The sequence below is a fragment of the Burkholderia reimsis genome, assembly GCF_003294055.1.
GTDB classification, from domain to species: Bacteria; Pseudomonadota; Gammaproteobacteria; order Burkholderiales; family Burkholderiaceae; genus Burkholderia; species Burkholderia cepacia.
The window spans coordinates 140,210-164,581 of the sequence record NZ_QMFZ01000003.1; the positions used below are offsets into that span (position 1 = coordinate 140,210).

Here is a 24,372-nt window from a genome sequence, read left to right on the forward strand (position 1 = left end):
TCACATTACGATCATTCAAAAAGGAACCGGCCTCATGTCCGTGCCTACGCTTCCCGCAGCGCCGCGCCGTCGCGCACGCAGCCTCGCACAAGATGTCGTCGACGCGCTGACCGCGCAGATCGAAAACGGCACGCTGCGTCCCGGCGACAAGCTGCCGACCGAAACCGAAGTCATGGCGGCGCAGGGCGTGAGCCGTACGGTCGTGCGCGAGGCCATCTCGCGGATGCAGGCGAGCGGCCTCATCGAGACGCGCCACGGCATCGGCAGCTTCGTGCTGGAGCCGTCGCGCCGCCAGACGCTCGGGATCGACCCGGCGACGATCACGACGCTGCGCGACGTGCTCGCGGTGCTGGAACTGCGCATCAGCCTCGAGAGCGAATGCGCGAGCCTCGCCGCGCAGCGCGCGAACGATACCGACCTGGTCGCGCTGCGGCGCGCGCTCGACGCGATCGCAACGGGGGCGGGCGGCGGCCGCGACACGGCGCAGCTCGATTTCCAGTTCCACCTGCAGATCGCGCAATCCACCGGCAACCGCTATTTCGTCGACATCATGACGCAGCTCGGCACGTCGATCATCCCACGTACGCGCGTGAATTCGGCCCGCTTTGCCGGTGACGATCTGGAGCGGTACGTCGGCCGGCTGAACCACGAACACGAGGACATCTACGAGGCGATCGCGCGCCACGATCCGGAGGCCGCGCGCGCCGCGATGCGCACGCACCTCACCAACAGCCGCGAGCGGCTGCGCCGCGCGCACGAGGCGGCCGAGGCCGAGCGCGACACGCAGGCCGGCTGATGCGCCGGGCGGCGCGTCCGCCCGGTCGAATCGCATCAACATCAGTCGTCATACGAGATCGATATCCGTTCACCGATCTCCGCGGCCGGGCGGCCTGTCCGCCGCCGGCCGCCGGCACCGCCGATCAGCCTCCCTTCGTCGTGATCGTCTTCCACGCGCCGCTCTTCACCTGGTACAGCGTCGACATCCCGCTCTTCAGCGAACCGTCGCTCGCGAACGAGATGCGGCCGGTGACGCCTTCGAAGTCGATCTTCTTCAGCGCCGGACGGTAGACCTTCGGGTCGGTCGAGCCGGCCGCCTGCATCGCCTTGATCGCCGCCCACGCGGCGTCGTAGCCGAACTGCGCGTACGACAGCACGTCGACGCCGAAGCGCTTCTTGAAACGCGCCTCGAAATCCTTCCCCTGCGGCAGCTCGTCGAGCGGCTGGCCGTATTCCCATGCCATCGCGCCTTCGGCGGCCGGGCCCGCGATCTTGATGAACTCGTTGTCCTTCACGCCGCCGCCGCCGACGAACTGCGCGTTCAGCCCGAGCTGGCGCATCTGCTTGATGAAGTTCGCGGCGAGCGAATCGAGGCCGCCGAAGAAGATCAGGTCCGGATTCTTGCCCTTCAGGCTCGTGATCTGCGCGCGGAAGTCGACTGCCTGGTTGTTGGTGAACTCGCGGCCGATGATCGTGCCGCCCGCGGCCTTCACCGCCTTCTCGAATTCGTCGGCCTCACCCTGGCCGAACGCGGTGCGGTCGTCGATGATCGCGATGCGCTTCGCCTTCGTCACCTCGACCGCGTACTTGCCGGCGTTGCCGGCGTTCTGGCCGTCGGTCGCGATCACCATGAACATGTTCGCGAGTCCGCGCGACGTGAGCGTCGGGTTGGTCGCGGCCGGGTCGATCACCGGAATGCCGGCCTTGTCGTAGACCACCGACGCCGGGATCGTCGTCCCCGAGTTGAAGTGGCCGACCACGACCGACACGTTCTGGTCGACCAGCGCCTGCGCGGCCTGCACGCCGATGCGCGGGTCGGCCTGGTCGTCCTGCACGACGAGATTGAAGTGGGCGGGCTTGCCGGCGATCTGCACCTTCTGCGCGGCCGCATCGTCGAGCGCGAGCTGCACGCCGTTTTGCAGATCCTTGCCGTAGCCGGCGTTCACGCCCGTGAGCGGCGCGGCGAAGCCGACCTTCACGTCGGTTGCGTCGGCAGCCTGGGCGGCCTGTTGCGAGAGGAGGGCAAGCGCGGATGCAATGGACACCGACAGCAGGGAATGACGGAATTTCATGTTGTTCCTCTTGTTCGACACCGGCGAGTGGGTACCGCGCGCGCCTGGGCGGGCCGGGCGCGTGCGACGGGCGGGCGGTTCGACCGCTTCTCGGAATCGGGCGGGGAGGTCGGCATCGTGACCCTCGGAAACATCTCCCGTCAGGCTCCGCGAAGAGCCCCGATTGCTTCGATATATAGGTCGCCGATATGCGCGGGTCTTGGAAATTTGTCGCGCATTCGATGCGGATTTGCGCATAGCTTCCGCGCGAGCGGCGGCGGCCGGTATCGGGAGTTTCCCGTCGCGAACGGAACGGGCGCAGAGAAAGGGGAGCGGTGCGGGGCAAAAACGCGGCGCGGCCCGCCGGGGCCGCGCCGCGCGTGGGGTGACGTCAGTCGGACAGGGCGTCCGACGCGGCTTCGGCGTCGTCGTGCGACGCGGTCGTGCGGATCAGCGGATCGCTGGTGCTCGGGCGCCCCGTCTCGACGTGGCCCGCGAAGCGGCGCAGGAAGCCGAGCAGCCGGCCGTCGCTGACGGTCAGGTCGTACCAGCCGTGGCTGCCGCGCAGATCCCAGTAGTCGTCGATCTGCTGGCCCGGCGCGAGATCGAACGTGCGCGCGCGGCCGTGGCCGTATGCGTTCGTGACCTTGAGCCGCACCGCCTTGTGGCCGCGGTTCATCAGGCGCAGCGTGATGTTGCCGTTCGCGACGTCATAGCCGTAGATCACCTCGGGGTTCACGTTCGCGCTGCCGACGCCGGTCGCGAACGGGCCGCGGAAATGGCAGTAGAAGCCGTTCGGGCCGTACACGTCGAGGTCGTACAGGCCGAGCGACGCCGCGGCGCTCCACGTGTCGGCGATCCGCTTGCCGGCTTCGACGGTGTACGCCCACGGGCCGTCGAGGCGGTTGCGTGACTGCACCTGGAACGCGGCGCCTGCCCGGCCCGTGTTCGCGAAGGTCAGCCGGAACTGGCCGTTGACCGATTCGACGCGGCCGTGCACGAACAGCTCGTAAGGCAGCGCGCGCGCCGGCCGCAGTCCGGCCTCCTGCTTCGGCAGCTTCTGCAGCACCGGCGGCACGGGGATGTAGTCGGGGTGGCGCAGGCGGTCGGGCGGCGCGTAGCCGCTCGTATCCGGCAGCGTCGGCCAGCCGGCGTCGGCCGTCGCGAAATCGAACGCGGCGGTCAGGTCGCCGCACACCGCGCGACGCCACGGCGACACGTTGGCCGCCTTGACCGGGTATTGCGCGCCGAAACGCGCCTCGATGAATTGCAGCAGCGACGTGTGATCGAAGGTCTGCGAGCAGACCCAGCCGCCTTTCGTCCACGGCGACACGACGAGCATTGGCACGCGCGGCCCGAGCCCGTACGGGCCGGCCATGTGCGATGCGTCGCCGGGGAATACCTCGTTGGTCGTCGCGACCGTCGACAGCCCGTTGTCGCGCGACTGCGGCGCGAACGGCGGCTGCACGTGGTCGAAGAAGCCGTCGTTTTCGTCGTACGTGATGAAGAGCGCGGTCTTGCTCCATACGTCCGGATTCGACACGAGCGCCTTCAGCACCTGCTCGATGTACCACGCACCGTAGTTCGCCGGCCAGTTCGGGTGCTCGGAATACGCTTCCGGCGCGCAGATCCACGACACCTGCGGCAGCGTGCCGTTCTTCACGTCCTGCTGCAGGACGTCGAACAGCGTGCCGCCGGCGCTGATGTTGGTGCCGGTGCGCGCCTTGTCGTACAGCGGCGTGCCGGGCAACGCGGTGCGGTACTGGTTGAAGTAGAGCAGCGAGTTGTCGCCGTAGTTGCCGATGTACGGGTTCTGCGTCCAGCCCCACGAGCCGTTCGCGTCGAGCCCCGTGCCGATGTCCTGGTAGATCTTCCACGACACGCCGGCCTGTTCGAGCACCTCCGGATAGGTCGTCCAGCCGTAGCCCTTTTCCTCGTTGCCGAGCACCGGGCCGCCGCCCGTGCCGTCGTTGCCGACGTAGCCCGTCCACATGTAGTAGCGGTTCGGGTCGGTCGAGCTCGGGATCGCGCAGTGGTACGCGTCGCAGATCGTGAACGCGTCGGCGAGCTGGTAGTGGAACGGGATGTCGTCGCGCTTCAGGTACGCCATCGTCGTGGTGCCCTTGTTCGGCACCCACTGGTCGTAGCGGCCCTTGTTCCATGCCGCGTGCATGTCCTGCCAGCCGTGCGGCAGGTCCTGCAGGAACTGCAGGCCGAGCTTGTCCGCGCCCGGATGGAACGGCAGCAGCTCGGCCGGGCCGACCGGCTGATGGAACACCGACTTGCCGTTCGCGAGGCGCAGCGGGCGCGGGTCGCCGAAGCCTCGGACACCGCGCATCGTGCCGAAGTAGTGGTCGAACGAGCGGTTCTCCTGCATCAGGATCACGATGTGTTCGATATCGCGGATGGTGCCGGTGCGGCGGTTCGCGGGAATCGCGAGCGCATCGCGGATCACGGGCGGGAACAGGTTCAGCGCGGCGGCGCCGGCGGTGCCGGCAGCGACGCGCAGGAAGTCACGACGGTTCGATCGGGTCATGGTCGTTATCGTGGGGTAAAGAGGGAGCCGATTGGCGGGACCAGCGGGAACGGCGCACACCGGGTCGCAGGATGCGGCTGCGTTGGTGCGTGCCGCCGCGAGCATAGCGAGGAATCGGTGTCATTCATGTGAAGTCCGGAAACGTTTGCATCCGCATCGAAGCGATATCGACGCAGCGTCGGGGCATATCGCGAACGGTCGTGGTGACGCAGGGGGAGAGCGGGAAAGCGGGACAACAGGAAAGCAGGAAAGCAGGAAAGCAGGACAACGGGACAATGAGAAAGCGCGGAATGCACGCCGCTGAAGCGGTGGGCGATGCCGCTACGTCAGGCGTCCGTCACCCACGCGCCGAACCATTCGCTCGGGCGTGCGATCTCGTCCTGCGCGGCGACGAGCTCGAGCTCGTAGCGGCGCGCATCGTAGGTCGCCTTCACAACCGCATGCACGGCTGCGAGCGTGTGCTCGAACGCGGCGCGCACGGAGTCGCCGCGCAGCCGGCATGCGACGAAGATCGCGCTGGTCAGGTCGCCGACGCCGACCGGATGGCGCGGAAACGCGTACAGCGGGCGCTGGCCGATCCATGCCTCGGTTTCGGTGACGGCGAGCATGTTGAAGCGATCGGCCGGGCTGTTGCGGTCGTGCAGGTGCTTGACGAGGATGATTTGCGGGCCGCGCCGGATCAGTGCGCGGCACGCTTCGACGGCTTCGGCGACGGTTTCGATGCGCCGCCCGGCCAGCTTCTGCAGTTCGGTGTGGTTCGGCGACATGCCGTCGGCGAGCGCCGGCATTTCCTGGACCATGAATTCCTCGACGCCGGGTTCGGGCCGGATGCCGCCCGTCTGGCCCATCGCCGGATCGCAGAAGTACCACGCGTTCGGGTTCATCGCCTTCACCGAGCGGACGATCTCGACGGCCGCGCGCGCCTGCGGCGGCGAGCCGAGGAAGCCGGACAGCACGGCGTCGCAGCGCTTGAGCGCGCCGATCGCGGCGATGCCGTCGACGAGCTGCTCCATCTTCGCGGCATCGATCGCGCTGCCCGCCCAATGGCCGTACTGCATGTGATTCGACAACTGGACGGTATTGAGCGGCCAGACGTTGACGCCGAGGCGCTGCATCGGGAACACGGCCGCACTGTTGCCGGCATGGCCGTAGATGACGTGCGACTGAATGCTGAGGACGTTTTTCATGGGAATCGCCTGCACGCGTTTCAGGGTCACGTCACACGATACCCGAGTTCGTCGCGCGCGCGGAAGTCGCGCGGCCCCGGAGTGTTGCGCGCCGTCGTCAGCGCGACCGCGTAGAATCGCGGGGCGCGAGGCGGCCCGGCTGCCCGCGTGCGTCTCCAATCACCGTGATCGCCATGCTTTCGATTCGCAAGATGTTGTATGCCGTGCGCGCCGTCGTGCTCGGCGCGGGTGTCGCCGCCGCGTGCGCCATGCCTGTCGCGGCGGCCGCCGCATCGGCCGCCGCATCGGCCGCCGGCAACGACGGGCCCGTGTACGGCCCGCGCCTGGAAGGGTTCACCTATCCGGCACCCGTGCATGTGTATACGTTCGTGTCGCAACGCGAAACGCTCGAGATGGCCTATCTCGACGTGCCGCCGGCGCACCCGAACGGCCGCACCGTCGTGCTGTTGCACGGAAAGAACTTCTGCGCGGCGACCTGGGAGGACACGATCGGCGTGCTGAGCCGGGCCGGCTATCGCGTGATCGCACCGGACCAGATCGGCTTCTGCAAGTCGTCGAAGCCCGATCGCTACCAGTACAGCTTCCAGCAACTGGCGCGCAACACGCACGCGCTGCTCGAATCGGTGGGGGTGAAGTCGGCGACGATCGTCGGCCACTCGACGGGCGGGATGCTCGCGATGCGCTACGCGCTGATGTATCCGAAGGCGACCGAGCAGCTCGTGCTCGTGAACCCGATCGGCCTCGAGGACTGGAAGGCGCTCGGCGTGCCGCCGCTGCCGGTCGACTACTGGTATGCGCGCGAGCAGAAGACCACGGCCGACAGCATTCGCCGCTATGAGCAGGGCACGTACTACGCCGGCAAGTGGTCGCCGTCGTACGAGCGCTGGGTGCAGATGCTGGCCGGGATGTACCGTGGCACCGGCCGCGACGCGGTCGCCTGGAACTCCGCGCTGATCTACGACATGATCCTCACGCAGCCGGTGGTCTACGAACTCGGCGCGATCCGCGTGCCGACGCTGCTGATGATCGGCGACAAGGATACGACCGCGATCGGCAAGGACGTGTCGCCGCCCGACGTGCATGCGAAGCTCGGCCGCTACCCGGAACTCGCGAAGCGGACGCAGGCCGCGATCCCCGGCGCGCAGCTCGTCGAATTCCCGGCGCTCGGGCACGCGCCACAGATCCAGGATCCGGACGCGTTTCACAAGGCGCTGCTCGACGGGCTGGAGGCCGCGCACCCGCAGTGACGCGGGGGCGGCTGCGGGCGGCTCGGGCGTGTGCCGTCAGCGCACCTCGCTCGCGAGCTCGTCGCGGATCTGCGCGGTCAGTTCGAACGAACGCAGCCGTGCCGCGTGATCGTAGATCTGCGCGGTGACGATCAGCTCGTCGGCCCCCGTCTGCGCGATGCGGTCGCGCAGCTTGTCGCGCACGGTGTCGCGCGAGCCGACCGCCGCGAACGACAGCGAATGCGCGACGGTCGCGAGCTCGAGTTCGTTGGCCTCGAGCACGTCGACGGGCGGCGGCAGCTTGCCCGGCGTGCCGCGCCGCAGATTGATGAACTGCTGCTGCAGCGACGTGAACAGGCGCCGCGCCTCGTCGTCGGTATCGGCGACGAACACGTTGACGCCGACCATCGCATGCGGCTTCGGCCACGCGGCCGACGGCCGGTACTGCGCACGATAGATCTCGAGCGCGCGCATCAGGTAATCCGGCGCGAAGTGCGACGCGAACGCGAACGGCAGCCCGAGCATCGCCGCCAGCTGCGCGCTGAACAGACTCGAACCGAGCAGCCACACGGGCACGTCGAGCCCCGCGCCGGGCACCGCGCGCACGCGCTGGCCGGGCACCGGCTCCGCGAAGTAGCGCTGCAGCTCGGCGACATCGTCCGGAAACGAATCGGCGCTGCCGATCAGGTCGCGGCGCAGCGCGCGCGACGTGGTCTGGTCGGTGCCGGGCGCGCGGCCGAGGCCGAGGTCGATGCGCCCCGGATACAGCGACGCGAGCGTGCCGAACTGCTCGGCGATCACGAGCGGTGCGTGGTTCGGCAGCATGATGCCGCCCGACCCGACGCGGATCGTCTGCGTCGCGCCCGCGACATGGCCGATCACGACGGCGGTGGCCGCGCTCGCGATGCCCGGCATGTTGTGATGCTCGGCCAGCCAGTAGCGCTGGTAGCCCCACCGTTCCGCGTGCTGCGCGAGATCGACGGTGTTGCGGAACGCCTGGGAGGCGTCGGCGCCGGCCGGAATGGGGGCGAGATCGAGTACGGAAAACGGAGTCATCGGTTGGCCTTCGAACAAGGGGGCTGGGTGATGCGCTTACGCAACAAATGCCAGGGATTTTGCCAAAGGGTTCCGGAACGTGCTGGGAGCGGTGCGATACCCATGCGCGTTTCAGGGGTGCAGCGCCGAATCCGGTGATCGTTGCAAAAATCAATCCAATCGGCGATTAATTACCAATCTTTACGGCGATTGGATGTGAATCCGCATCGACGTACAAATTTGCACGAAACGATTGATTTTCAAGACTGCAATACGCCTGCAAACCGCTTACGCTAACGTGAACGCGGGTGCGCTCAAATGGTTCGCCGACTGCGCAGCTTTGCCGGAAATGCACAAGTCCGTTTCTCGTAGCGCCGAGCGCGGGGTGCCGCAGACTGCTAAAATCCGGCGCCTGCCCATGTTGTGCCGAAGGTAGCCATACGAGTCTTCCCGCATCTCGCCCGGGTTTCCCGCGGAGGTGCACCACGCGAAGCCGGGCATGGCCACACCCGAAGGATGGGTCGAGCCTCCCTCATATACAGACGCTGCTGGAACAAGGAGTCGGGTCGTGCCCGCGTTCGTCGTTGTCGGAATACCGAATCACGCTCAATCGCGTTCAAGCGTTCTCCATGGCGTTCAGGTCGCCGGGAGGCGTCGCGCATGACGGCAACCGCAACGATGCTCGACTGGCTCCTGATCGTCTTCACGCTGGCCGCGGCCGGTTATGCGCTCGTCGCCGCGTTCGCGCCGCGGCCGCGGACGCCGCGCACGGCCGCGCGCGACGGCTTCGAGCCGGTCAGCGTGCTCAAGCCGCTGTGCGGCGCGGAGCCGCACCTGTACGAAAACCTCGCGACGTTCTGCGAGCAGCGCCATCCGCGTTACGAAGTACTGTTTGGCGTCGCGTCGGCGGCCGATCCGGCCGTCGCCGTGGTCGAACGGTTGCGCGCCGATTACCCCGAGTGCGACATCACGCTCGTGATCGATGCGCGCGTGCACGGCAAGAACCTGAAGGTCAGCAACCTGATCAACCTCGCCGAACGCGCGAAATACGGCCGCATCGTGATCGCGGACAGCGACATCGCGGTGACGCCCGATTATCTGGAGCGCGTGACGGCACCGCTCGCCGACGTGTCGGTCGGCGTCGTCACGTGCCTGTATCATGCGCGCAGCGTCGGCGGGTTCTGGACGCGAATCGGCGCGCAGTTCGTCGACGCCTGGTTCGCGCCGTCGGTCCGGATCACGCATCTCGGCCGCTCGAGCCGCTTCGGCTTCGGCGCGACGCTCGCGCTGACGCGCGACACGCTCGACCGGATCGGCGGTTTTCCCGCGCTGAAGGACGAACTGGCCGACGATTTCTGGCTGGCCGAGCTGCCGCGCCGCCTCGGGCGCCGCACCGTGCTGTCGGAGGTCGAGGTCGCGACCGACGTGATCGAGCCGTCGTTCGGGCCGCTGTGGCACCGCGAGACGCGCTGGCTGCGCACGATCCGTTCGCTGAACCCGGCCGGTTTCGCGTTCCTGTTCATTACGTTCACCGTGCCGTGGCTCGCGATCGGCGCGGCGCTCGCGCTGCGCCTCGACGGAACCTTCGCCGGCTCGCTGGCGGGCGGGGCGGCCGTGGTGGGCGCGTTCGGGCGGCTCGTGCTGCACGCGCGCGGCGAGGACGGCTGGCGCGCATTCTGGCGCGACTTGCCGCTCGTCGCGGTGCGCGACACGCTGCTCGCGCTCGAGTGGCTCGCGGCCGTGTTCGGCACGCATGTCGTGTGGCGCGGCGCGAGGATGACGGTCGTCGGCGGCGAGCGCGCGACGGCGGCCGTGGAAGCAGTGGACGGCCGCTAGGGCCGTTCCGGTCGAACCCGGCCCGAGGGCCGACACGCGCTGCGCGGCGAGGCCGCGCGGCGCGACATGACAGAGAGGCGGGCGCCGGCAAGGCGGCCCGCGGTTTTTTGACTGAATCGTTGTAACGAAACGAACTATGCAGGCTACCGGAGCATTCATGAAAACGCTGTTCTTGCAGGCCCCTTCGTATGACGGCTTCGACGGCGGAGCCGGCTCGCGCTATCAGGCGAAGCGCGAAATCCGTTCCTTCTGGTACCCGACGTGGCTCGCGCAGCCGGCCGCGCTCGTGCCGGGCAGCCGCGTCGTCGACGCGCCGGCCGACGGCCTGTCGGTCGAGGAAACGCTGAAGATCGCCAACGACTACGATCTCGTGATCATCCACACGAGCACGCCGTCGTTCCCGACCGACGCGATGTTCGCGCAGGATCTCAAGAAGATGAAGCCGTCGATGCTGGTCGGCATGGTGGGCGCGAAGGTGATGGTCGATCCGCACAACTCGCTCACGGCGAGCGAGGCGATCGACTTCGTGTGCCGCGAGGAATTCGACTACACCTGCAAGGAAATCGCCGAAGGCAAGCCGTTCCCCGAGATCAAGGGCTTGAGCTGGCGCGCGAAGGACGGCTCGATCGAGCACAACGAAGCGCGTCCGATCCTCGAGAACATGGACGAACTGCCGTTCGTCGCGCCCGTCTACAAGCGCGACCTGAAGATCGACAACTACTTCATCGGCTACCTGAACTACCCGTACGTGTCGATCTACACGGGCCGCGGCTGCAAGTCGCGCTGCACGTTCTGCCTGTGGCCGCAGACGGTCAGCGGCCATCGCTACCGCACGCGCTCGGTCGAGAACGTGCTCGCGGAAGCGAAGTGGATCCGCGACAACATGCCGGAAGTGAAGGAACTGATGTTCGACGACGACACCTTCACCGACGACCTGCCGCGCGCCGAAGCGATCGCCATCGGCCTGGGCAAGCTCGGCATGACGTGGTCGTGCAACGCGAAGGCGAACGTGCCGTACAAGTCGCTCAAGATCATGAAGGAAAACGGCCTGCGCCTGCTGCTGGTCGGCTTCGAATCCGGCGACGACCAGATCCTCGTGAACATCAAGAAGGGCGTGCGCACCGATTTCGCGCGCCGCTTCAGCGCGGACTGCAAGAAGCTCGGCATCAAGATCCACGGCACCTTCATCCTCGGCCTGCCGGGCGAGACGCAGGAGACCATCAAGAAGACGATCGAGTACGCGAAGGAAATCAATCCGCACACGATCCAGGTCTCGCTCGCCGCGCCGTATCCGGGCACGACGCTCTACAAGCAGGCCGTGGAAAACGGCTGGATGGAAGAGAACAAGACCATCAACCTGGTGAGCAAGGAAGGTGTGCAGCTCGCGGCGATCGGCTACGCGCACCTGTCGCGCGACGAGATCTACCACCACCTCGAGCAGTTCTATCGCCAGTTCTACTTCCGTCCGTCGAAGATCTGGGAGATCGTGCGCGAGATGCTGACGAGCTGGGACATGATGAAGCGCCGCCTGCGCGAGGGCGTCGAGTTCTTCCGCTTCCTGCGCGCGCACGAGGCGTAAACCGTGGCGACGCAGCGGGCGGCGCGGGCGCTGATCTTTACCGCGGACGACTTCGGGCTGCACCCGCGCGTCAACGCGGCAGTCGAACGCGCGCACCGCGACGGCGTGCTGAACGCCGCGAGCCTGATGGTCGGCGCGAGCGCCGCACCGGATGCGATCGAGCGTGCGCGGCGCCTGCCGTCGCTCGCGGTCGGTCTGCATCTCGTGCTCGCGGACGGGCCGGCCACGCTGCCCGCGCACGAGATTCCCGCGCTCGTCGGCCCCGATGGGCGGTTCGGCGACGCGATGGCGAAGGACGGCTGCCGCTTCTTCTTCCTGCCGCACGTGCGGGCGCAGCTGCGCCGCGAGATTCGCGCGCAGTTCGACGCGTTCGCGGCGAGCGGCCTGCCGCTCGACCACGTGAACGCGCACAAGCATTTCCACCTGCATCCGACCGTGCTGTCGCTGATCATCGAGATCGGCCGCGACTACGGGTTGCGCGCGGTGCGGCTGCCGTACGAGACGAGCGCGCCCGCGCTGCTCAAGCCGTGGATCGCGCTCGTGCGCGCGCGGCTCGACCGGGCGGGGCTCGCGCACAACGACTACGTGGTCGGGATCGAGCATACGGGCGCGATGGACGAGGCCGTGCTGCTCGACGCGCTGGCCAAGCTGCCGCCGGGCGTCGGCGAGATCTACTGCCATCCGGCCGAGGCCGGCGACGGCCCGATCACGCCGACGATGGCCGGCTACCGTCCGGTGGACGAACTCGATGCGCTGCTGTCGCCGCGCGTCGCGGCCGCGCTGAAGGCCGCGGGCGTCGCGACCGGCGGCTTTGCCGACGTGTTCGGCCAGCCCGCGGCGCGGCGCGGCGGGCAGGCGTCGCGTGCACCGGGAGCGCAGCCGTCATGATCAAGTGGATCAAATGGCTCGGCTGGCCGCTCGGCATCGGCATCCTGCTGGCGCTGGGGCTGCACGAAGGCATCGGCGACGTGTCGCAGATGCTCGCGCGCGCCGGTTACGCGCTACTGTGGCTCGTACCGTTCCACGCGCTGCCGCTGCTGCTCGACGCCTACGCGTGGCACCTGCTGCTCGACAGGCGCTCGTCGCTGCCGTTCCTCTGGTGGATCGCGACCGTGCGCGAAGCGGTGAACCGGCTGCTGCCGGTGGTCGGGATCGGCGGCGAGCTGGTCGGCATCCGGCTCGCGCGCTGGCAGGTGCCCGACGCGAGCCGCGTGACGGCGTCGGTGATCGTCGAGGTGCTCGTGACGATCGTCGTTCAGTACGCGTTTGCCGCGCTCGGCCTCGTGCTGCTGCTCGCGACGACGGACAACATGGGCGGCGGCACGATCGGCCTCGCGCTGCTGCTGACGCTGCCGCTGCCGGTGCTCGGCGTCGTGCTGATGCGCCGCGGCGGGATCTTCCATGCGATCGAGCGTTTCGCGGGCCGCCTGCTCGGCGATTCGCACCGGCTGCTGCAGGGCGTCGACGGCAAGCGGCTCGATGCCGACATCGATGCGCTGATGTCGCGCACGGGCCTGTTGTTCAGCGCGTTCTTCTGGCAGCTGGCCGGCTACGTGCTCGGCGCGCTCGAGATCTACTGGGCGCTCGCGCTGCTCGGCCATCCGGTGTCGATCGGCGGCGCGATCGCGATCGAGGCGATGACGCAGGCCGTGCGCCATGCGGCGTTCATGGTGCCGGGCGGCCTCGGCGTGCAGGAGGCGACCGTCGTGCTGCTCGCGCAGATGTTCGGCGTCGACCGCGAGACGGCGCTGTCGCTCGCGCTGGTCAAGCGTGGCCGCGAGGTGCTGTTCGGCTGCCTCGCGCTCGGTTCGTGGCAGCTTGCCGAACTCGTGCGCACGCGCCGCAGCATCGGTGCGCCGCCGGCCGCGCCGCGCGCGCCGCACGCGACGGGCCGCGTGGCCGAAACCGAAACCGAAACGATGCATTGACCACGAGACGGGCCGCGCGCCCGTCTCGCGCTTTTGGCGTCGCGCGGGTATCCTTGCCGCGTGTTTTCTCGACGCGCATTTCTTCCGATGAATTTCCGTTTCCGGCTGCTCCCCGTGACGATGCTGGCCGCCGCGCTGGCGCTGACCGGCTGCGACGACAAGCAAGGCAACCTCGACGTGCAACGTATCAGGGACTTTTTCAACGCGATCAAGCCCGCGCCGCTGCTGCTGAAGGGGCTGAAGGCCGGCGAATCGACCGAGGCCGACGTGCGCGGCACGATGGGCAAGCCCGAGACCGAGCGCGACTTCACCGACGGCTCGAAGCGTCTCGAATACCCGCGCGGCCCGATGGGCAACCAGACGTGGTTCGTCGACCTCGATGCGAACGGCCGCTACACGGGCGCGACGCAGGTGCTGACCGCCGAGAATTTCGCGAAGGTGCGCCCGGGAATGAACGAGGACGAGGTGCGGCGCCTGCTCGGCAAGCCCGGCGACATCGCGCAGTATCCGCTCAAGCCCGAGACGGTCTGGAGCTGGCGCTGGCTCGAGGACGGCGTCAACACCGACGCGTTCTTCAACGTCCATTTCGGCCCGGACGGGCTCGTCTACACGACTTCGCGCTCCGACATCCTGAAGGGGCGGTAAGCCCGACCGTCTTCGGCGCTATATCGAAAAAGCGACCGGAAAATTGCAAAAAGTCCGCTTCCCCGGCCGTTATCCGGTTGTCAGGGAGCGGCTTTTTTCCTTTTGAAACAGCGGTGTAGGTCGCGGTTGAAAATGATGGGGCGGATTGTTGCGACGCAGCAATCACGTGCCGGGTGATTTGAGGCAATCAATTTCGCTTGCGACTATCCGCGTCAGCCCGGCGCGGGACAGGCAGACGCGTCGGCATCCATTCCAACTCTGGAGACGCGCGTGTTCCTTTACGGCTTTGGTCCTGTCCTCTGGGCCGGCACCGTGCAGACCATTGAGCTGTCGGTGCTGTCGCTCGCTACTGCGGTGGCGCTGGGGCTGATCGGCGCGGTGGCGAAGCTGTCGCACAACCGGGTGCTGCGAGCGATCGCGACCGGTTATACGACGCTGATCCGCTCGGTGCCCGATCTCGTCCTGATGCTGCTGCTGTTCTACAGCATCCAGATCTGGCTGAACCAGTTCACCGACTTCGTCGGCTGGGACCAGATCGACATCGACCCGTTCGTGGCCGGCGTGCTCACGCTCGGCTTCATCTATGGCGCGTACTTCACCGAGACGTTTCGCGGCGCGTTCCTGTCGGTGCCGCGCGGCCAGCTCGAAGCCGGTGCGGCTTACGGGATGAGCGGGATGCGCGTGTTCGTGCGGATCATGTTTCCGCAGATGATGCGTTTTGCGCTGCCGGGCATCGGCAACAACTGGCAGGTGCTCGTGAAGGCCACCGCGCTGGTGTCGATCATCGGTCTCGCGGACGTCGTGAAGGCCGCGCAGGACGCCGGCAAGAGCACGTTCAACATGTTCTTCTTCATCCTCGTCGCGGCGCTGATCTATCTCGCGATCACGACCGTTTCCAACCTCGTGCTGATCCAGCTCGAGAAGCGTTATTCCATGGGCGTGCGGCACGCAGAACTATGATCGAGATCCTCCAGGAATTCGGCCAGGCGTTCCTTTACTGGGACGGCCAGCGCCTCTCCGGCCTCGCGGTGACGCTGTGGCTGCTCGTCGCGTCGATTTCGCTCGGCTTCGTGTGCGCGGTGCCGCTCGCGGTCGCGCGCGTGTCGAAGAACAGGTGGGTGTCGACGCCGGTGCGGTTCTACACGTACGTGTTCCGCGGCACGCCGCTCTACGTGCAGTTGCTGCTGCTGTACACGGGCATGTACAGCCTCGAGTTCGTGCGTTCGCATTCGCTGCTCGACGTGTTCTTCCGCAGCGGCTTCAACTGCGCGATTCTCGCGTTCGCGCTGAACACCTGCGCGTACACGACCGAGATCTTCGCGGGTGCGATCCGCGCGATTCCGCACGGCGAGGTCGAGGCGGCTCGGGCATACGGGATGTCGCCGTTCACGATGTACCGCCGCGTGATCCTGCCGTCGGCGCTGCGCCGCGCGCTGCCGCTGTACAGCAACGAGGTGATCCTGATGCTGCACGCGACCACCGTCGCGTTCACGGCGACCGTGCCGGACATCCTGAAGGTCGCACGCGATGCGAATTCCGCGACCTACATGGCGTTCCAGTCGTTCGGAATCGCCGCGCTGATCTATCTTGCGGTATCGTTCGCACTCGTCGCGGCGTTTCGCCGCGCGGAGCGCCACTGGCTCGCGTATCTCGCGGCCGCCCGTCATTGATTCACTTCGAGGAGAGCCAGTTGGCCGAGATCACTCAAACGAGCGCGTCCGCTTCCACCAAGCTTGCCGCGGTCGACATTCACAAGCGCTACGGCGACAACGAGGTGCTCAAGGGCGTATCGCTGAACGCGAAGGCCGGCGACGTCATCAGCATCATCGGCGCGAGCGGCTCGGGCAAGAGCACGTTCCTGCGCTGCATCAATTTTCTCGAGCGGCCGAATGCGGGGCAGATCGTCGTCGACGGCGAGACCGTGCGCACGAAGACCGACCGCGCCGGTGCGCTCGAAGTCGCCGATCACAAGCAGCTTCAGCGCATCCGCACGAAGCTCGCGATGGTGTTCCAGCACTTCAACCTCTGGGCGCACATGAACGTGCTCGAGAACGTGATGGAAGCGCCGGTGCACGTGCTCGGAATTTCGAAGAAGGAAGCCGAGGAGCGCGCGCGCGAGTACCTGGAGAAGGTCGGTTTGCCGCCGCGCGTCGAGAAGCAGTATCCGTCACATCTTTCCGGTGGCCAGCAGCAGCGCGTGGCGATTGCGCGCGCGCTGGCGATGCATCCGGACGTGATGCTGTTCGACGAACCGACGTCGGCGCTCGACCCGGAACTGGTGGGTGAAGTGCTGAAGGTGATGCAGAAGCTCGCCGAGGAAGGCCGCACGATGATCGTCGTCACGCACGAGATGGGCTTCGCGCGCAACGTGTCGAACCACGTGATGTTCCTGCATCAGGGGCGGACCGAGGAAGAGGGCGATCCGAAGGAAGTGCTGGTACGCCCGCAGAGCGAGCGGCTGAAGCAGTTCCTGTCGGGCAGTCTCAAGTAACGCGACAGGGCGGGTTTCATACGTGGTACCGGTGTCTCGTCCCGCAGGCGCCACCCGCACGATGCAGGTGGCGATCGTTGCATTGCCGCCCGTGTCGATGTCGGGCGTGGGTCCGATCGTCGATGCGCTGAACCTCGCGAACGAGATCGACGGGCGGCTGCTGTATCGCTGGCAGGTGTGTTCGTGGGACGGGCGGCCTGTACCGCTTGCCGGCGGTGCGCAGTGGCATGCCGATGCGGCGTTCAACGATGCGATCGCGTGCGACTGGGTCATCGTCGTGTCGGAGCGGTTTCAGCAGTTTGCCGACTATCGGTTGTTTCTCGCGAGTCTCGCGCGGGTCGGGCAGCGCACGCCGCTCGTGACCGGAATTCATCATGGCGTGTGGTGGCTGGCGATGGCCGGGCAGCTTTCCGGGTACCGGGTGAGCGTGAACTGGGAGACGTATCAGCAGTTCGCCGAACAGTTCGAGCGGTCGATCGTCACGCAGCAGATCTTCGAGATCGACCGGGACCGCGCGACGTGCGCGGGTGGGCAGGCTACCGTGGATTTCATGCTGGCCATGATTGGCCGGGAACATGGGGCGGACCTCGCGGAGCGGATTGCCGACGCACTCGGGGTCGGGACTTTGCGGAGCGGCGAAGAGCGGCAGCGGATTCCTTTTGTGACTGCGCCGGGCGAGCGGCATCCTCGGTTGAACGATGCGTTGCTGCTCATGGAAGCCAATGTCGAGGATCCGTTGACGACCGACGAGATCGCCGAACTCGTCGGCGTTTCACGCCGGCAACTCGAGCGGCTCTTTCGGCAGTATCTCGGGGCGATGCCCTCGAAGTATTACCTCAACCTCCGGTTGCTCAAGGCCCGGACTCAGTTGCAGCGGACCAGCAAGTCGGTTGTGCAGGTTAGCCTCGCCTGTGGGTTTTCTTCTGCTGCGCACTTTTCCAACGCGTATCGCGAAAGGTTCGGGGTCACGCCTCGGGAGGATCGGCGAGCGTGGCTCGAGAAGCAGACCGGCGGGGGCAGTGAACCGCGGGGTGGGGCGCTCGTCGAGCGCGGGAAGGATTGATTTCTGGTTTTTTGCAGTGTGCTTGTCTTTGTCGTCGTGAAGCACCTGTGATCTCGTCGGTCTATTAGCGTCGCCCCTGCGCGGGGCGGCGGTTACTTTTCTTTGTCTTGCCAAAGAAAAGTAACCAAAAGAAAGGCGCCCGGAAAACGCATGACTTCCCGGTGCCGTGGTCCCCGGAGTGGACACCGCCTAAGTGTCCGCGCCAGTCAGGAGACCGGAGTGGTTCGAGCAATGGTTCTGACTCCACTCCCTACCCAACAGAGCGGTATACCGCCCGCCAGCTCCATCCTCGCTTCGCTCGGCTGCAAGGTACCTCCCGTCGCGTTTCATGCGCTTGCTGCTTTTGCCAGCGCTGATCAGCAAATCGATACTCTTTACTCACACCATTCGTACCTGTCGGACTGCTTGTCATCGGTACTTGTTTGATAACGACCGTGGCCGTGTGTTTTCGTGATTGATTGCTGCGTCCCTTTTTCCTGCGAACGCGCGTGTCCATGATTTGCTGAATTTGGGGTACTTGCGCGCGCGATTGCCGGGAGGATTGACCCTATGCGCTACTGGAGGGGGTGTACCTGTCGGCCGAGCGAAGCGAGGGCGGAGCTGGCGGGTGGTATACCGCTCTGTTGGGCAGGGAGTGGTGTCAGAACCATTGCTCGAACCACTCCGTGTTCCTGACTGGCGCGGACACTTAGAGACGGTTTCATAAAGACTGCTGAGCCCGCTGCAAAGTGTTCCAGCAGATCATGGAGCAACCGAGTTTGAGGAACGCTTCATGAATGTCGGCACGCCGTTCGAATCGGATACGGAGACGTCGAAAGTGGTGCATCCAGGCATGCGTGCGCTCAACGACCCATCGAACCTTCCCAAGCCCGCTGCCGTGTGGTTGTCCGCGTCGGGCAATGCTGGTGGGAATGCCTCGCTCGTGCAGGATGCGCCGGTACTTGTCGTGATCGTAGCCTCGATCCGCATAGACGCGTTTGGGCCGGCTCAGTGGCCGACCGCGAACGCCTTTGATCGGCGCGATCGCCTCGATCAGGGGGATCAGTTGCGTGACGCCATTGCGGTTGGCTCCGGTCAAGATTGCCGCGATCGGCGTGCCGTTGGCGTCGGTGGCGAGGTGGTGTTTGGAACCGGGTCGCGCTCGATCGGTGGGGTTCGGGCCAGTTTTTCGCCCGCCCCAACCGCTCGAATCGACGAGGAGTCGACGACCACACGTGAGAAGTCGATCTGGTTTGCCGCGCGTAGTTTGGTCAGCAGCAACGCGTGCAATGCATCCCACACGCCAGCCTCTTGCCAGTCCCGCAGTCGTCGCCAGCAACTCACGCCCGAGCCACATCCCATTTCCGCGGGAAGATCGCGCCAGCGAATGCCGGTCTTCAGCACGAACAGAATGCCCGTCAGCGCTGCGCGATTCGGCACGGGCTTGCGGCCCGGGTACTTGAACCGACGGGGCTTGGCAGGCGGTAGAAGTGGCTCGATGAGTTTCCACAACTCGTCGTCAATGATCGGCTTGCCCATCTTCCTGATCCCGTTGTCACGACGGCTCAGGTTAACAGGTCAAGAGAAAAGTTAACAGTAGCTACGCGTCTTTTTGAAACCGTCTCTTAGGCGGTGTCCACTCCGGGGACCACGGCACCGGGAAGTCATGCGTTTTCCGGGCGCCTTTCTTTTGGTTACTTTTCTTTGGCAAGACAAAGAAAAGTGACCGCCGCCCCGCGCAGGGGCGACGCTAATAGACCGACAAGATCACAGGTGCTTCACGATCACAGGTGCTTCACGACGACAAAGGCAAGCACACGCCCCCCAAGCCGCAAAACCAGCGACGCTTCCACGAAACCACCCGCCCGGAGAGAGAGGGCAAAATAAAGCGCACTATCCGCTTCCGATAGAACCCGTCGCAATTCCGCAAGACGCTTGCGTCACCCTTACCTAAACTTGATCCTGTTGAACCCTCTTACGAAACCGAAAGGAACGACCATGACGACCTCGACCGTGACCCGCCAGACATTCGACGAAGTGATGGTGCCGGTATTTTCTCCCGCGCCGTTCGTGCCGGATCGCGCAGAGGGCTCCCGCGTGTGGGACACGGCCGGCCGCGAGTACATCGATTTCGCGTGCGGCATCGCGGTGACGTCGCTCGGCCACGGCCACCCGGAACTGCTGAAAGTCCTGGACGAACAAAGCCGCAAGCTCTGGCACATCGGCAACGGCTACACGAACGAGCCGGTGCTGCGCCTCGCAAAGCGCCTCGAATCGCTGACCTTCGCCGACCGCGCGTTCTTCGCGAACTCGGGCGCGGAAGCGAACGAAGCCGCCCTGAAACTCGCGCGCCGCGTCGCGTTCGACCGCCACGGCGCCGACAAGGCGGAAATCATCTCGTTCGTGCAGTCGTTCCACGGCCGCACGTTCTTCACGGTCAGCGTCGGCGGCCAGCCGAAGTACTCGGAAGGCTTCGGCCCCGTGCCGGCCGGCATCACGCACATGCCGTACAACGACATCGAAGCCGCGAAAGCCGCGATCGGCCCGCAAACCTGCGCAGTGATCGTCGAGCCCGTGCAAGGCGAAGGCGGCGTGATCCCGGCCGATCCGGCATTCCTGAAGGCACTGCGCGAAGCCTGTGACGCGCACGACGCACTGCTGATCTTCGACGAAGTGCAAACGGGCGTCGGCCGCACGGGCCAGTTCTACGCGTACATGGACACGGGCGTCACGCCGGACATCCTCACGACCGCCAAGGCGCTCGGCAACGGCTTCCCGATCGGCGCGATGCTGACGACCAACGAACTGGCCGCGCACTTCAAGGTCGGCGTGCACGGCACGACGTACGGCGGCAACCCGCTCGCATCGGCGATCGCCGACAAGGTCGTCGAACTGATCGGCGACCCGGCACTGCTCGAAGGCGTGCGCGAACGCAGCGTGCGCCTGAAAGGCGCGCTCGAGCGCATCAACGCACGCTTCGGCATCTTCAAGGACGTGCGCGGCAAGGGCCTGCTCGTCGGCGCGGAACTCACCGCCGCATTCGATGGCCGCGCGAAGGACTTCGTCACCGCGGCAGCAGAAAACGGCCTGATCATGCTGATCGCCGGCCCGAACGTGCTGCGCTTCGTCCCGTCGCTGGTGATCCCGTTCGACCTGCTCGACGAAGGCGTCAAGCGCTTCGAGAAGGCCGTCGAACAAGTGCTCGCCGCCCAGGAAGCCACCGCGCGCTGATCGGCGCACCCATCGCAGACAGGAACGACGATGCTATTTGTTCGCCCCGGCAAACTCACGGATCTCGACGCGCTCGCGCACATGGCGCGCACCGCGCAACCGGTCCTGCACTCGCTGCCGCACGACCGCGCGGCGCTCGAAGCGCGCGTGGCGCTCTCGGAGGATTCGTTTCGCGCGGACGTCGACTTCGCCGGCGAGGAGTTCTACCTCTTCGTGCTCGAGGATTCGTCGACGGGCAAGTTGCTCGGCACGGCGAGCATCGTGGCCGCGGCCGGTTACTCGGAACCGTTCTACGCGTTCCGCAACGACGCCCTGATCCACGCGTCGCGCGAGCTGCATGTGAACCGCAAGATCCACGCGCTCACGATGTCGCACGAGCTGACCGGCAAGAGCCGGCTCGCGGGCTTCTACGTCGATCCGTCGCTGCGCGGCGACGCGGCCGCGCACCTGATCTCGCGCGCCCGGATGATGTACATCGCCGCGAACCGCCGCCGCTTCACGCCGGAAGTGTTCACGCTGCTGCTCGGCGTGAGCGACGACACGGGCGCGTCGCCGTTCTGGGAAGCGGTGGGCCGCAAGTTCTTCGGCCGCAACTTCACCGACGTCGACATCGCGTCGGGCGGCCGCAGCCGCACCTTCATCGCGGAAGTGATGCCGGCGTATCCGCTCTACGTGCCGCTGCTGCCGGAAGCCGCGCAGCGCGTGCTCGGCGAGCCGAACGAATCGGCGCTGCTCGCCTACGACATCCATCTCGAGGAAGGCTTCGAGCCCGACCGCTTCGTCGACATCTTCGACGCGGGCCCGGTGCTCACCGCGCAGGTCGACCGCACCGCGTGCGTGAAGCACGGCACGGAGCGCGTCGTGCGCGAAGCCGCGCACCAGCAGGGCGACGTTGCGTACATGGTGTCGACGGGCAGCGGCGAATCGTTCCGCTGCGTGCTGGCCGACCTGCCGGGCGATGCGGCTGACGCACCGCTCGCCGGCGACGTGCGCGCGGCGCTCGATGTGAAGGATGGCGATGTCGTGCGCTGCGTGCCACTGCACCGCCGCGACGATGAAGATTTGAAGGGAGACGCAGCATGATCGTCGTTCGGGTCGTACAAACGGGCGACGTCGACGCGCTCGTGTCGCTCGCGAAGGAAACCGGGCCGGGCCTGACCACGTTCAAGCCCGACCGCGACGCGCTCGCCGCGCGCATCGAGCGCACGCGCCGCACGCTCGAGGGCGAGGCAGCGCCCGGCGAGGCCGGCTACTTCTTCGTGATGGAAGAATCGAAGACGGGCGACATCGCGGGCGTATGCGGGATCGAGTCGCAGGTCGGCCTCGAACAGCCGTTCTACAACTACCGCGTGAGCACGGTCGTGCACGCGAGCCAGGAGCTCGGCGTGTGGACGCGCATGCACGCGCTGAACATCTCGCACGACCTGACCGGCTACGCGGAAGTGTGCTCGCTGTTCCTGAGCCCGCGTTATCGCACGGGCGGCGTGGGCGGCCTGCTGTCGCGCTCGCGCTTCATGTTCATCGCGCAGTTCCGCGAACGCTTCCCGGAACGCATCTGCGCGGAACTGCGCGGCCACTTCGACGAAGACGGCACGTCGCCGTTCTGGCGCGCCGTCGGTTCGCACTTCTACCAGATCGATTTCAACGCGGCCGACTACCTGAGCTCGCACGGCCGCAAGTCGTTCCTCGCGGAACTGATGCCGCGCTACCCGGTGTACGTCGACCTGCTGCCGCAGGATGCGCAGGACGCGGTCGGCCTCACGCACCGCGACACGCTGCCGGCCCGCAAGATGCTCGAGGCGGAAGGGCTGCGCTACCAGAACCACGTCGACATCTTCGACGCGGGCCCGGTGCTCGAATGCCACGTGAACGACCTGCGCACGGTGCGCGAGAGCGTCGTCGTGCCGGTCGCGATCGGCGTGCCCGACGCGCAGGGCGACCATCCGCCGACGTCACTCGTGTCGAACACGGCGCTCACCGATTTCCGCGTCGGCGTCGCGCCGGGCGTGGTCGCGAACGGCTCGTTCGTGCTGTCGGCCGACGATGCCGCCGCGCTCGACGTGAAGGCCGGCGATCCGGTCCGCGTGCTGCCGCTCAAAGTCAAACAGGGATAAACGAATCATGACGGAACTCTTCATCGACGGCGCCTGGGTCGCAGGCTCGGGCCCCGTGTTCGCTTCGCGCAACCCGGGCACCGACGAGATCGCATGGCAGGGCGAAAGCGCGTCGGCGGCCGACGTCGACCGTGCGGTCGCGAGCGCGCGTCGCGCATTCGCCGGCTGGTCGGCGCTCGACTTCGAATCGCGCTGCGCGATCGTCAAGCGTTTCGCCGCATTGCTCAACGAACGCAAGGAAGCGATCGCGACCGCGATCGGCCGCGAGACGGGCAAGCCGCTGTGGGAAGCGCGCACCGAAGTCGCATCGATGGCCGCGAAGGTCGGCATTTCGATCCAGGCCTACCAGGAACGCACGGGCGAAAAGCGCCAGGACATGGCCGACGGCGTCGCGGTGCTGCGCCACCGCCCGCACGGTGTCGTCGCGGTGTTCGGCCCGTACAACTTCCCCGGCCACTTGCCGAACGGCCATATCGTGCCCGCGCTGATCGCCGGCAATGCGGTCGTGTTCAAGCCGTCGGAGCTCGCGCCGGGCGTCGCGCGCGCGACGGTCGAGGTGTGGCAGGAAGCCGGGCTGCCGGCCGGCGTGCTGAACCTCGTGCAGGGCGAGAAGGACACGGGCATCGCGCTCGCGAATCACCGGCAGATCGACGGGCTGTTCTTCACCGGCAGCTCGGACACCGGCACGCTGCTGCACCGGCAGTTCGGCGGCCGTCCGGAGATCGTGCTCGCGCTCGAGATGGGCGGCAACAATCCGCTCGTGATCGGCGAAGTCGAGGACATCGACGCGGCCGTCCATCACACGATCCAGTCGGCGTTCCTGTCGGCTGGCCAGCGCTGCACGTGCGCACGCCGCATCTTCGTGCCGCAGGGCGCGTTCGGCGACCGCTTCCTCGCGCGTTTCGCCGACGTGACGTCGAAGATCACGGCCGACGTGTTCGACGCCGATCCGCAGCCGTTCATGGGGGCGGTGATCTCGGCGCGCGCGGCCGCGAAGCTCGTCGACGCGCAGTCGCGCCTGATCGAGCAGGGCGCGAAGCCGATCATCGCGATGACGCAGCGCGATCCGCGCCTGGGCTTCGTGAACGCGGCGATCGTCGACGTGACGGGTGTGGCGAACCTCCCCGACGAAGAACACTTCGGCCCGCTCGCGCAGATCGTCCGCTACGCGACGTTCGACGAAGCGATCGAGCGCGCGAACGACACGGCATTCGGCCTGTCCGCCGGGCTGCTCGCCGACGATGCGAACGCATGGGACCACTTCCGCCGCGCGATCCGTGCGGGGATCGTCAACTGGAACCGTCCGACCAACGGCGCATCGTCCGCCGCGCCGTTCGGCGGCACCGGCCGCTCGGGCAACCATCGCCCGAGCGCGTACTACGCGGCCGACTATTGCGCGTATCCGATGGCGTCGGTGGAAAGCACGCAACTGACTTTGCCCGCGAGCCTGTCGCCGGGCCTGCACTTCTGATCG

The 24,372-nt window shown here is 66.7% G+C and carries 20 protein-coding genes and 1 pseudogene; 15 read left to right on the plus strand and 6 right to left on the minus strand.

Annotation, left to right across the window (positions count from 1 at the left end):
- The first annotated feature begins 34 nt into the window (after nucleotides 1-34).
- On the plus strand, nucleotides 35-796 hold the full coding sequence (locus DPV79_RS05520) for a FadR/GntR family transcriptional regulator (RefSeq protein WP_021163105.1): 762 nt from the start codon (nucleotides 35-37) through the stop codon (nucleotides 794-796).
- 124 nt (nucleotides 797-920) lie between these two features.
- Here DPV79_RS05520 and DPV79_RS05525 read toward each other — a convergent pair whose 3' ends face one another.
- From DPV79_RS05525 to pdxY, 3 genes are all read right to left on the minus strand, one after another.
- Nucleotides 921-2,069, minus strand: coding sequence for a branched-chain amino acid ABC transporter substrate-binding protein (locus DPV79_RS05525; RefSeq protein ID WP_113044970.1), 1,149 nt, complete (start codon nucleotides 2,067-2,069; stop codon nucleotides 921-923).
- Nucleotides 2,070-2,439: 370 nt separating this feature from the next.
- Nucleotides 2,440-4,584, minus strand: a complete 2,145-nt coding sequence (locus DPV79_RS05535) for a phosphocholine-specific phospholipase C (RefSeq protein ID WP_113044971.1) — start codon at nucleotides 4,582-4,584, stop codon at nucleotides 2,440-2,442.
- Between the two features lie 326 nt (nucleotides 4,585-4,910).
- A complete protein-coding gene (gene pdxY, locus DPV79_RS05540) occupies nucleotides 4,911-5,771 on the minus strand; it encodes a pyridoxal kinase PdxY (RefSeq protein ID WP_042977705.1) in 861 nt (286 codons plus the stop codon).
- A 173-nt stretch (nucleotides 5,772-5,944) separates the two neighbouring features.
- Between pdxY and DPV79_RS05545 the strand changes: the two genes are divergently transcribed.
- Complete coding sequence (locus DPV79_RS05545; RefSeq protein WP_113044972.1) at nucleotides 5,945-7,018, plus strand: alpha/beta fold hydrolase; 1,074 nt, start codon at nucleotides 5,945-5,947, stop codon at nucleotides 7,016-7,018.
- 36 nt (nucleotides 7,019-7,054) lie between these two features.
- Here DPV79_RS05545 and DPV79_RS05550 read toward each other — a convergent pair whose 3' ends face one another.
- Entirely contained in the window at nucleotides 7,055-8,053 is a 999-nt protein-coding gene (locus tag DPV79_RS05550; RefSeq protein WP_048024384.1) for an LLM class flavin-dependent oxidoreductase, read from the minus strand.
- Between the two features lie 639 nt (nucleotides 8,054-8,692).
- On the opposite strand from DPV79_RS05550, the gene hpnI reads away from it, so the two are divergent.
- From hpnI to DPV79_RS05595, 9 genes are all read left to right on the plus strand, one after another.
- Nucleotides 8,693-9,868: a bacteriohopanetetrol glucosamine biosynthesis glycosyltransferase HpnI gene (gene hpnI / locus DPV79_RS05555; protein ID WP_059486612.1), complete on the plus strand. Its 1,176-nt coding sequence runs from the start codon at nucleotides 8,693-8,695 to the stop codon at nucleotides 9,866-9,868.
- A gap of 136 nt (nucleotides 9,869-10,004) precedes the next feature.
- Nucleotides 10,005-11,447, plus strand: a complete 1,443-nt coding sequence (gene hpnJ / locus DPV79_RS05560) for a hopanoid biosynthesis associated radical SAM protein HpnJ (RefSeq protein ID WP_309301883.1) — start codon at nucleotides 10,005-10,007, stop codon at nucleotides 11,445-11,447.
- A 3-nt stretch (nucleotides 11,448-11,450) separates the two neighbouring features.
- On the plus strand, nucleotides 11,451-12,335 hold the full coding sequence (hpnK, locus tag DPV79_RS05565; protein WP_059681864.1) for a hopanoid biosynthesis-associated protein HpnK: 885 nt from the start codon (nucleotides 11,451-11,453) through the stop codon (nucleotides 12,333-12,335).
- Nucleotides 12,332-13,375, plus strand: a complete 1,044-nt coding sequence (locus DPV79_RS05570; protein ID WP_113044973.1) for a lysylphosphatidylglycerol synthase domain-containing protein — start codon at nucleotides 12,332-12,334, stop codon at nucleotides 13,373-13,375. Before hpnK ends, DPV79_RS05570 begins: the two co-directional genes overlap by 4 nt.
- Before the next feature lie 87 nt (nucleotides 13,376-13,462).
- Complete coding sequence (locus DPV79_RS05575) at nucleotides 13,463-14,020, plus strand: lipoprotein (protein ID WP_021163189.1); 558 nt, start codon at nucleotides 13,463-13,465, stop codon at nucleotides 14,018-14,020.
- A 270-nt stretch (nucleotides 14,021-14,290) separates the two neighbouring features.
- Nucleotides 14,291-14,980, plus strand: a complete 690-nt coding sequence (locus DPV79_RS05580; protein WP_021163190.1) for an ABC transporter permease — start codon at nucleotides 14,291-14,293, stop codon at nucleotides 14,978-14,980.
- Nucleotides 14,977-15,690 (plus strand): ABC transporter permease, encoded by a 714-nt coding sequence (locus DPV79_RS05585; RefSeq protein ID WP_113044974.1) that lies wholly within the window; start codon nucleotides 14,977-14,979, stop codon nucleotides 15,688-15,690. The genes DPV79_RS05580 and DPV79_RS05585 overlap by 4 nt, the downstream gene beginning before the upstream one ends.
- Before the next feature lie 20 nt (nucleotides 15,691-15,710).
- Nucleotides 15,711-16,511, plus strand: coding sequence for an ABC transporter ATP-binding protein (locus DPV79_RS05590; protein ID WP_021163192.1), 801 nt, complete (start codon nucleotides 15,711-15,713; stop codon nucleotides 16,509-16,511).
- Between the two features lie 22 nt (nucleotides 16,512-16,533).
- Nucleotides 16,534-17,574: a GlxA family transcriptional regulator gene (locus tag DPV79_RS05595; protein ID WP_027787973.1), complete on the plus strand. Its 1,041-nt coding sequence runs from the start codon at nucleotides 16,534-16,536 to the stop codon at nucleotides 17,572-17,574.
- Nucleotides 17,575-18,274: 700 nt separating this feature from the next.
- Here DPV79_RS05595 and DPV79_RS05605 read toward each other — a convergent pair.
- Nucleotides 18,275-19,092 (minus strand): IS5 family transposase gene (locus DPV79_RS05605; protein WP_113044975.1). Its coding sequence is split into 2 segments (ribosomal slippage): nucleotides 18,275-18,744 and nucleotides 18,744-19,092, totalling 819 coding nucleotides; the frame shifts between segments, so codons are not numbered across the junction.
- A gap of 139 nt (nucleotides 19,093-19,231) precedes the next feature.
- Nucleotides 19,232-19,303 (minus strand): annotated as a pseudogene (locus DPV79_RS43830) (ion transporter); the annotation flags it as partial.
- Between the two features lie 248 nt (nucleotides 19,304-19,551).
- Between DPV79_RS43830 and DPV79_RS05615 the strand changes: the two are divergent.
- The 4 genes from DPV79_RS05615 to astD are packed head-to-tail and all read left to right on the plus strand — an operon-like array spanning nucleotide 19,552 to nucleotide 24,369.
- Entirely contained in the window at nucleotides 19,552-20,784 is a 1,233-nt protein-coding gene (locus tag DPV79_RS05615; RefSeq protein ID WP_113044976.1) for an aspartate aminotransferase family protein, read from the plus strand.
- Between the two features lie 30 nt (nucleotides 20,785-20,814).
- Entirely contained in the window at nucleotides 20,815-21,867 is a 1,053-nt protein-coding gene (gene aruF / locus DPV79_RS05620; protein ID WP_059498074.1) for an arginine/ornithine succinyltransferase subunit alpha, read from the plus strand.
- Complete coding sequence (astA, locus tag DPV79_RS05625) at nucleotides 21,864-22,898, plus strand: arginine N-succinyltransferase (RefSeq protein WP_113044977.1); 1,035 nt, start codon at nucleotides 21,864-21,866, stop codon at nucleotides 22,896-22,898. Before aruF ends, astA begins: the two co-directional genes overlap by 4 nt.
- Nucleotides 22,899-22,905: 7 nt before the next feature.
- Complete coding sequence (astD, locus tag DPV79_RS05630; protein WP_113044978.1) at nucleotides 22,906-24,369, plus strand: succinylglutamate-semialdehyde dehydrogenase; 1,464 nt, start codon at nucleotides 22,906-22,908, stop codon at nucleotides 24,367-24,369.
- Nucleotides 24,370-24,372: the final 3 nt, after the last annotated feature.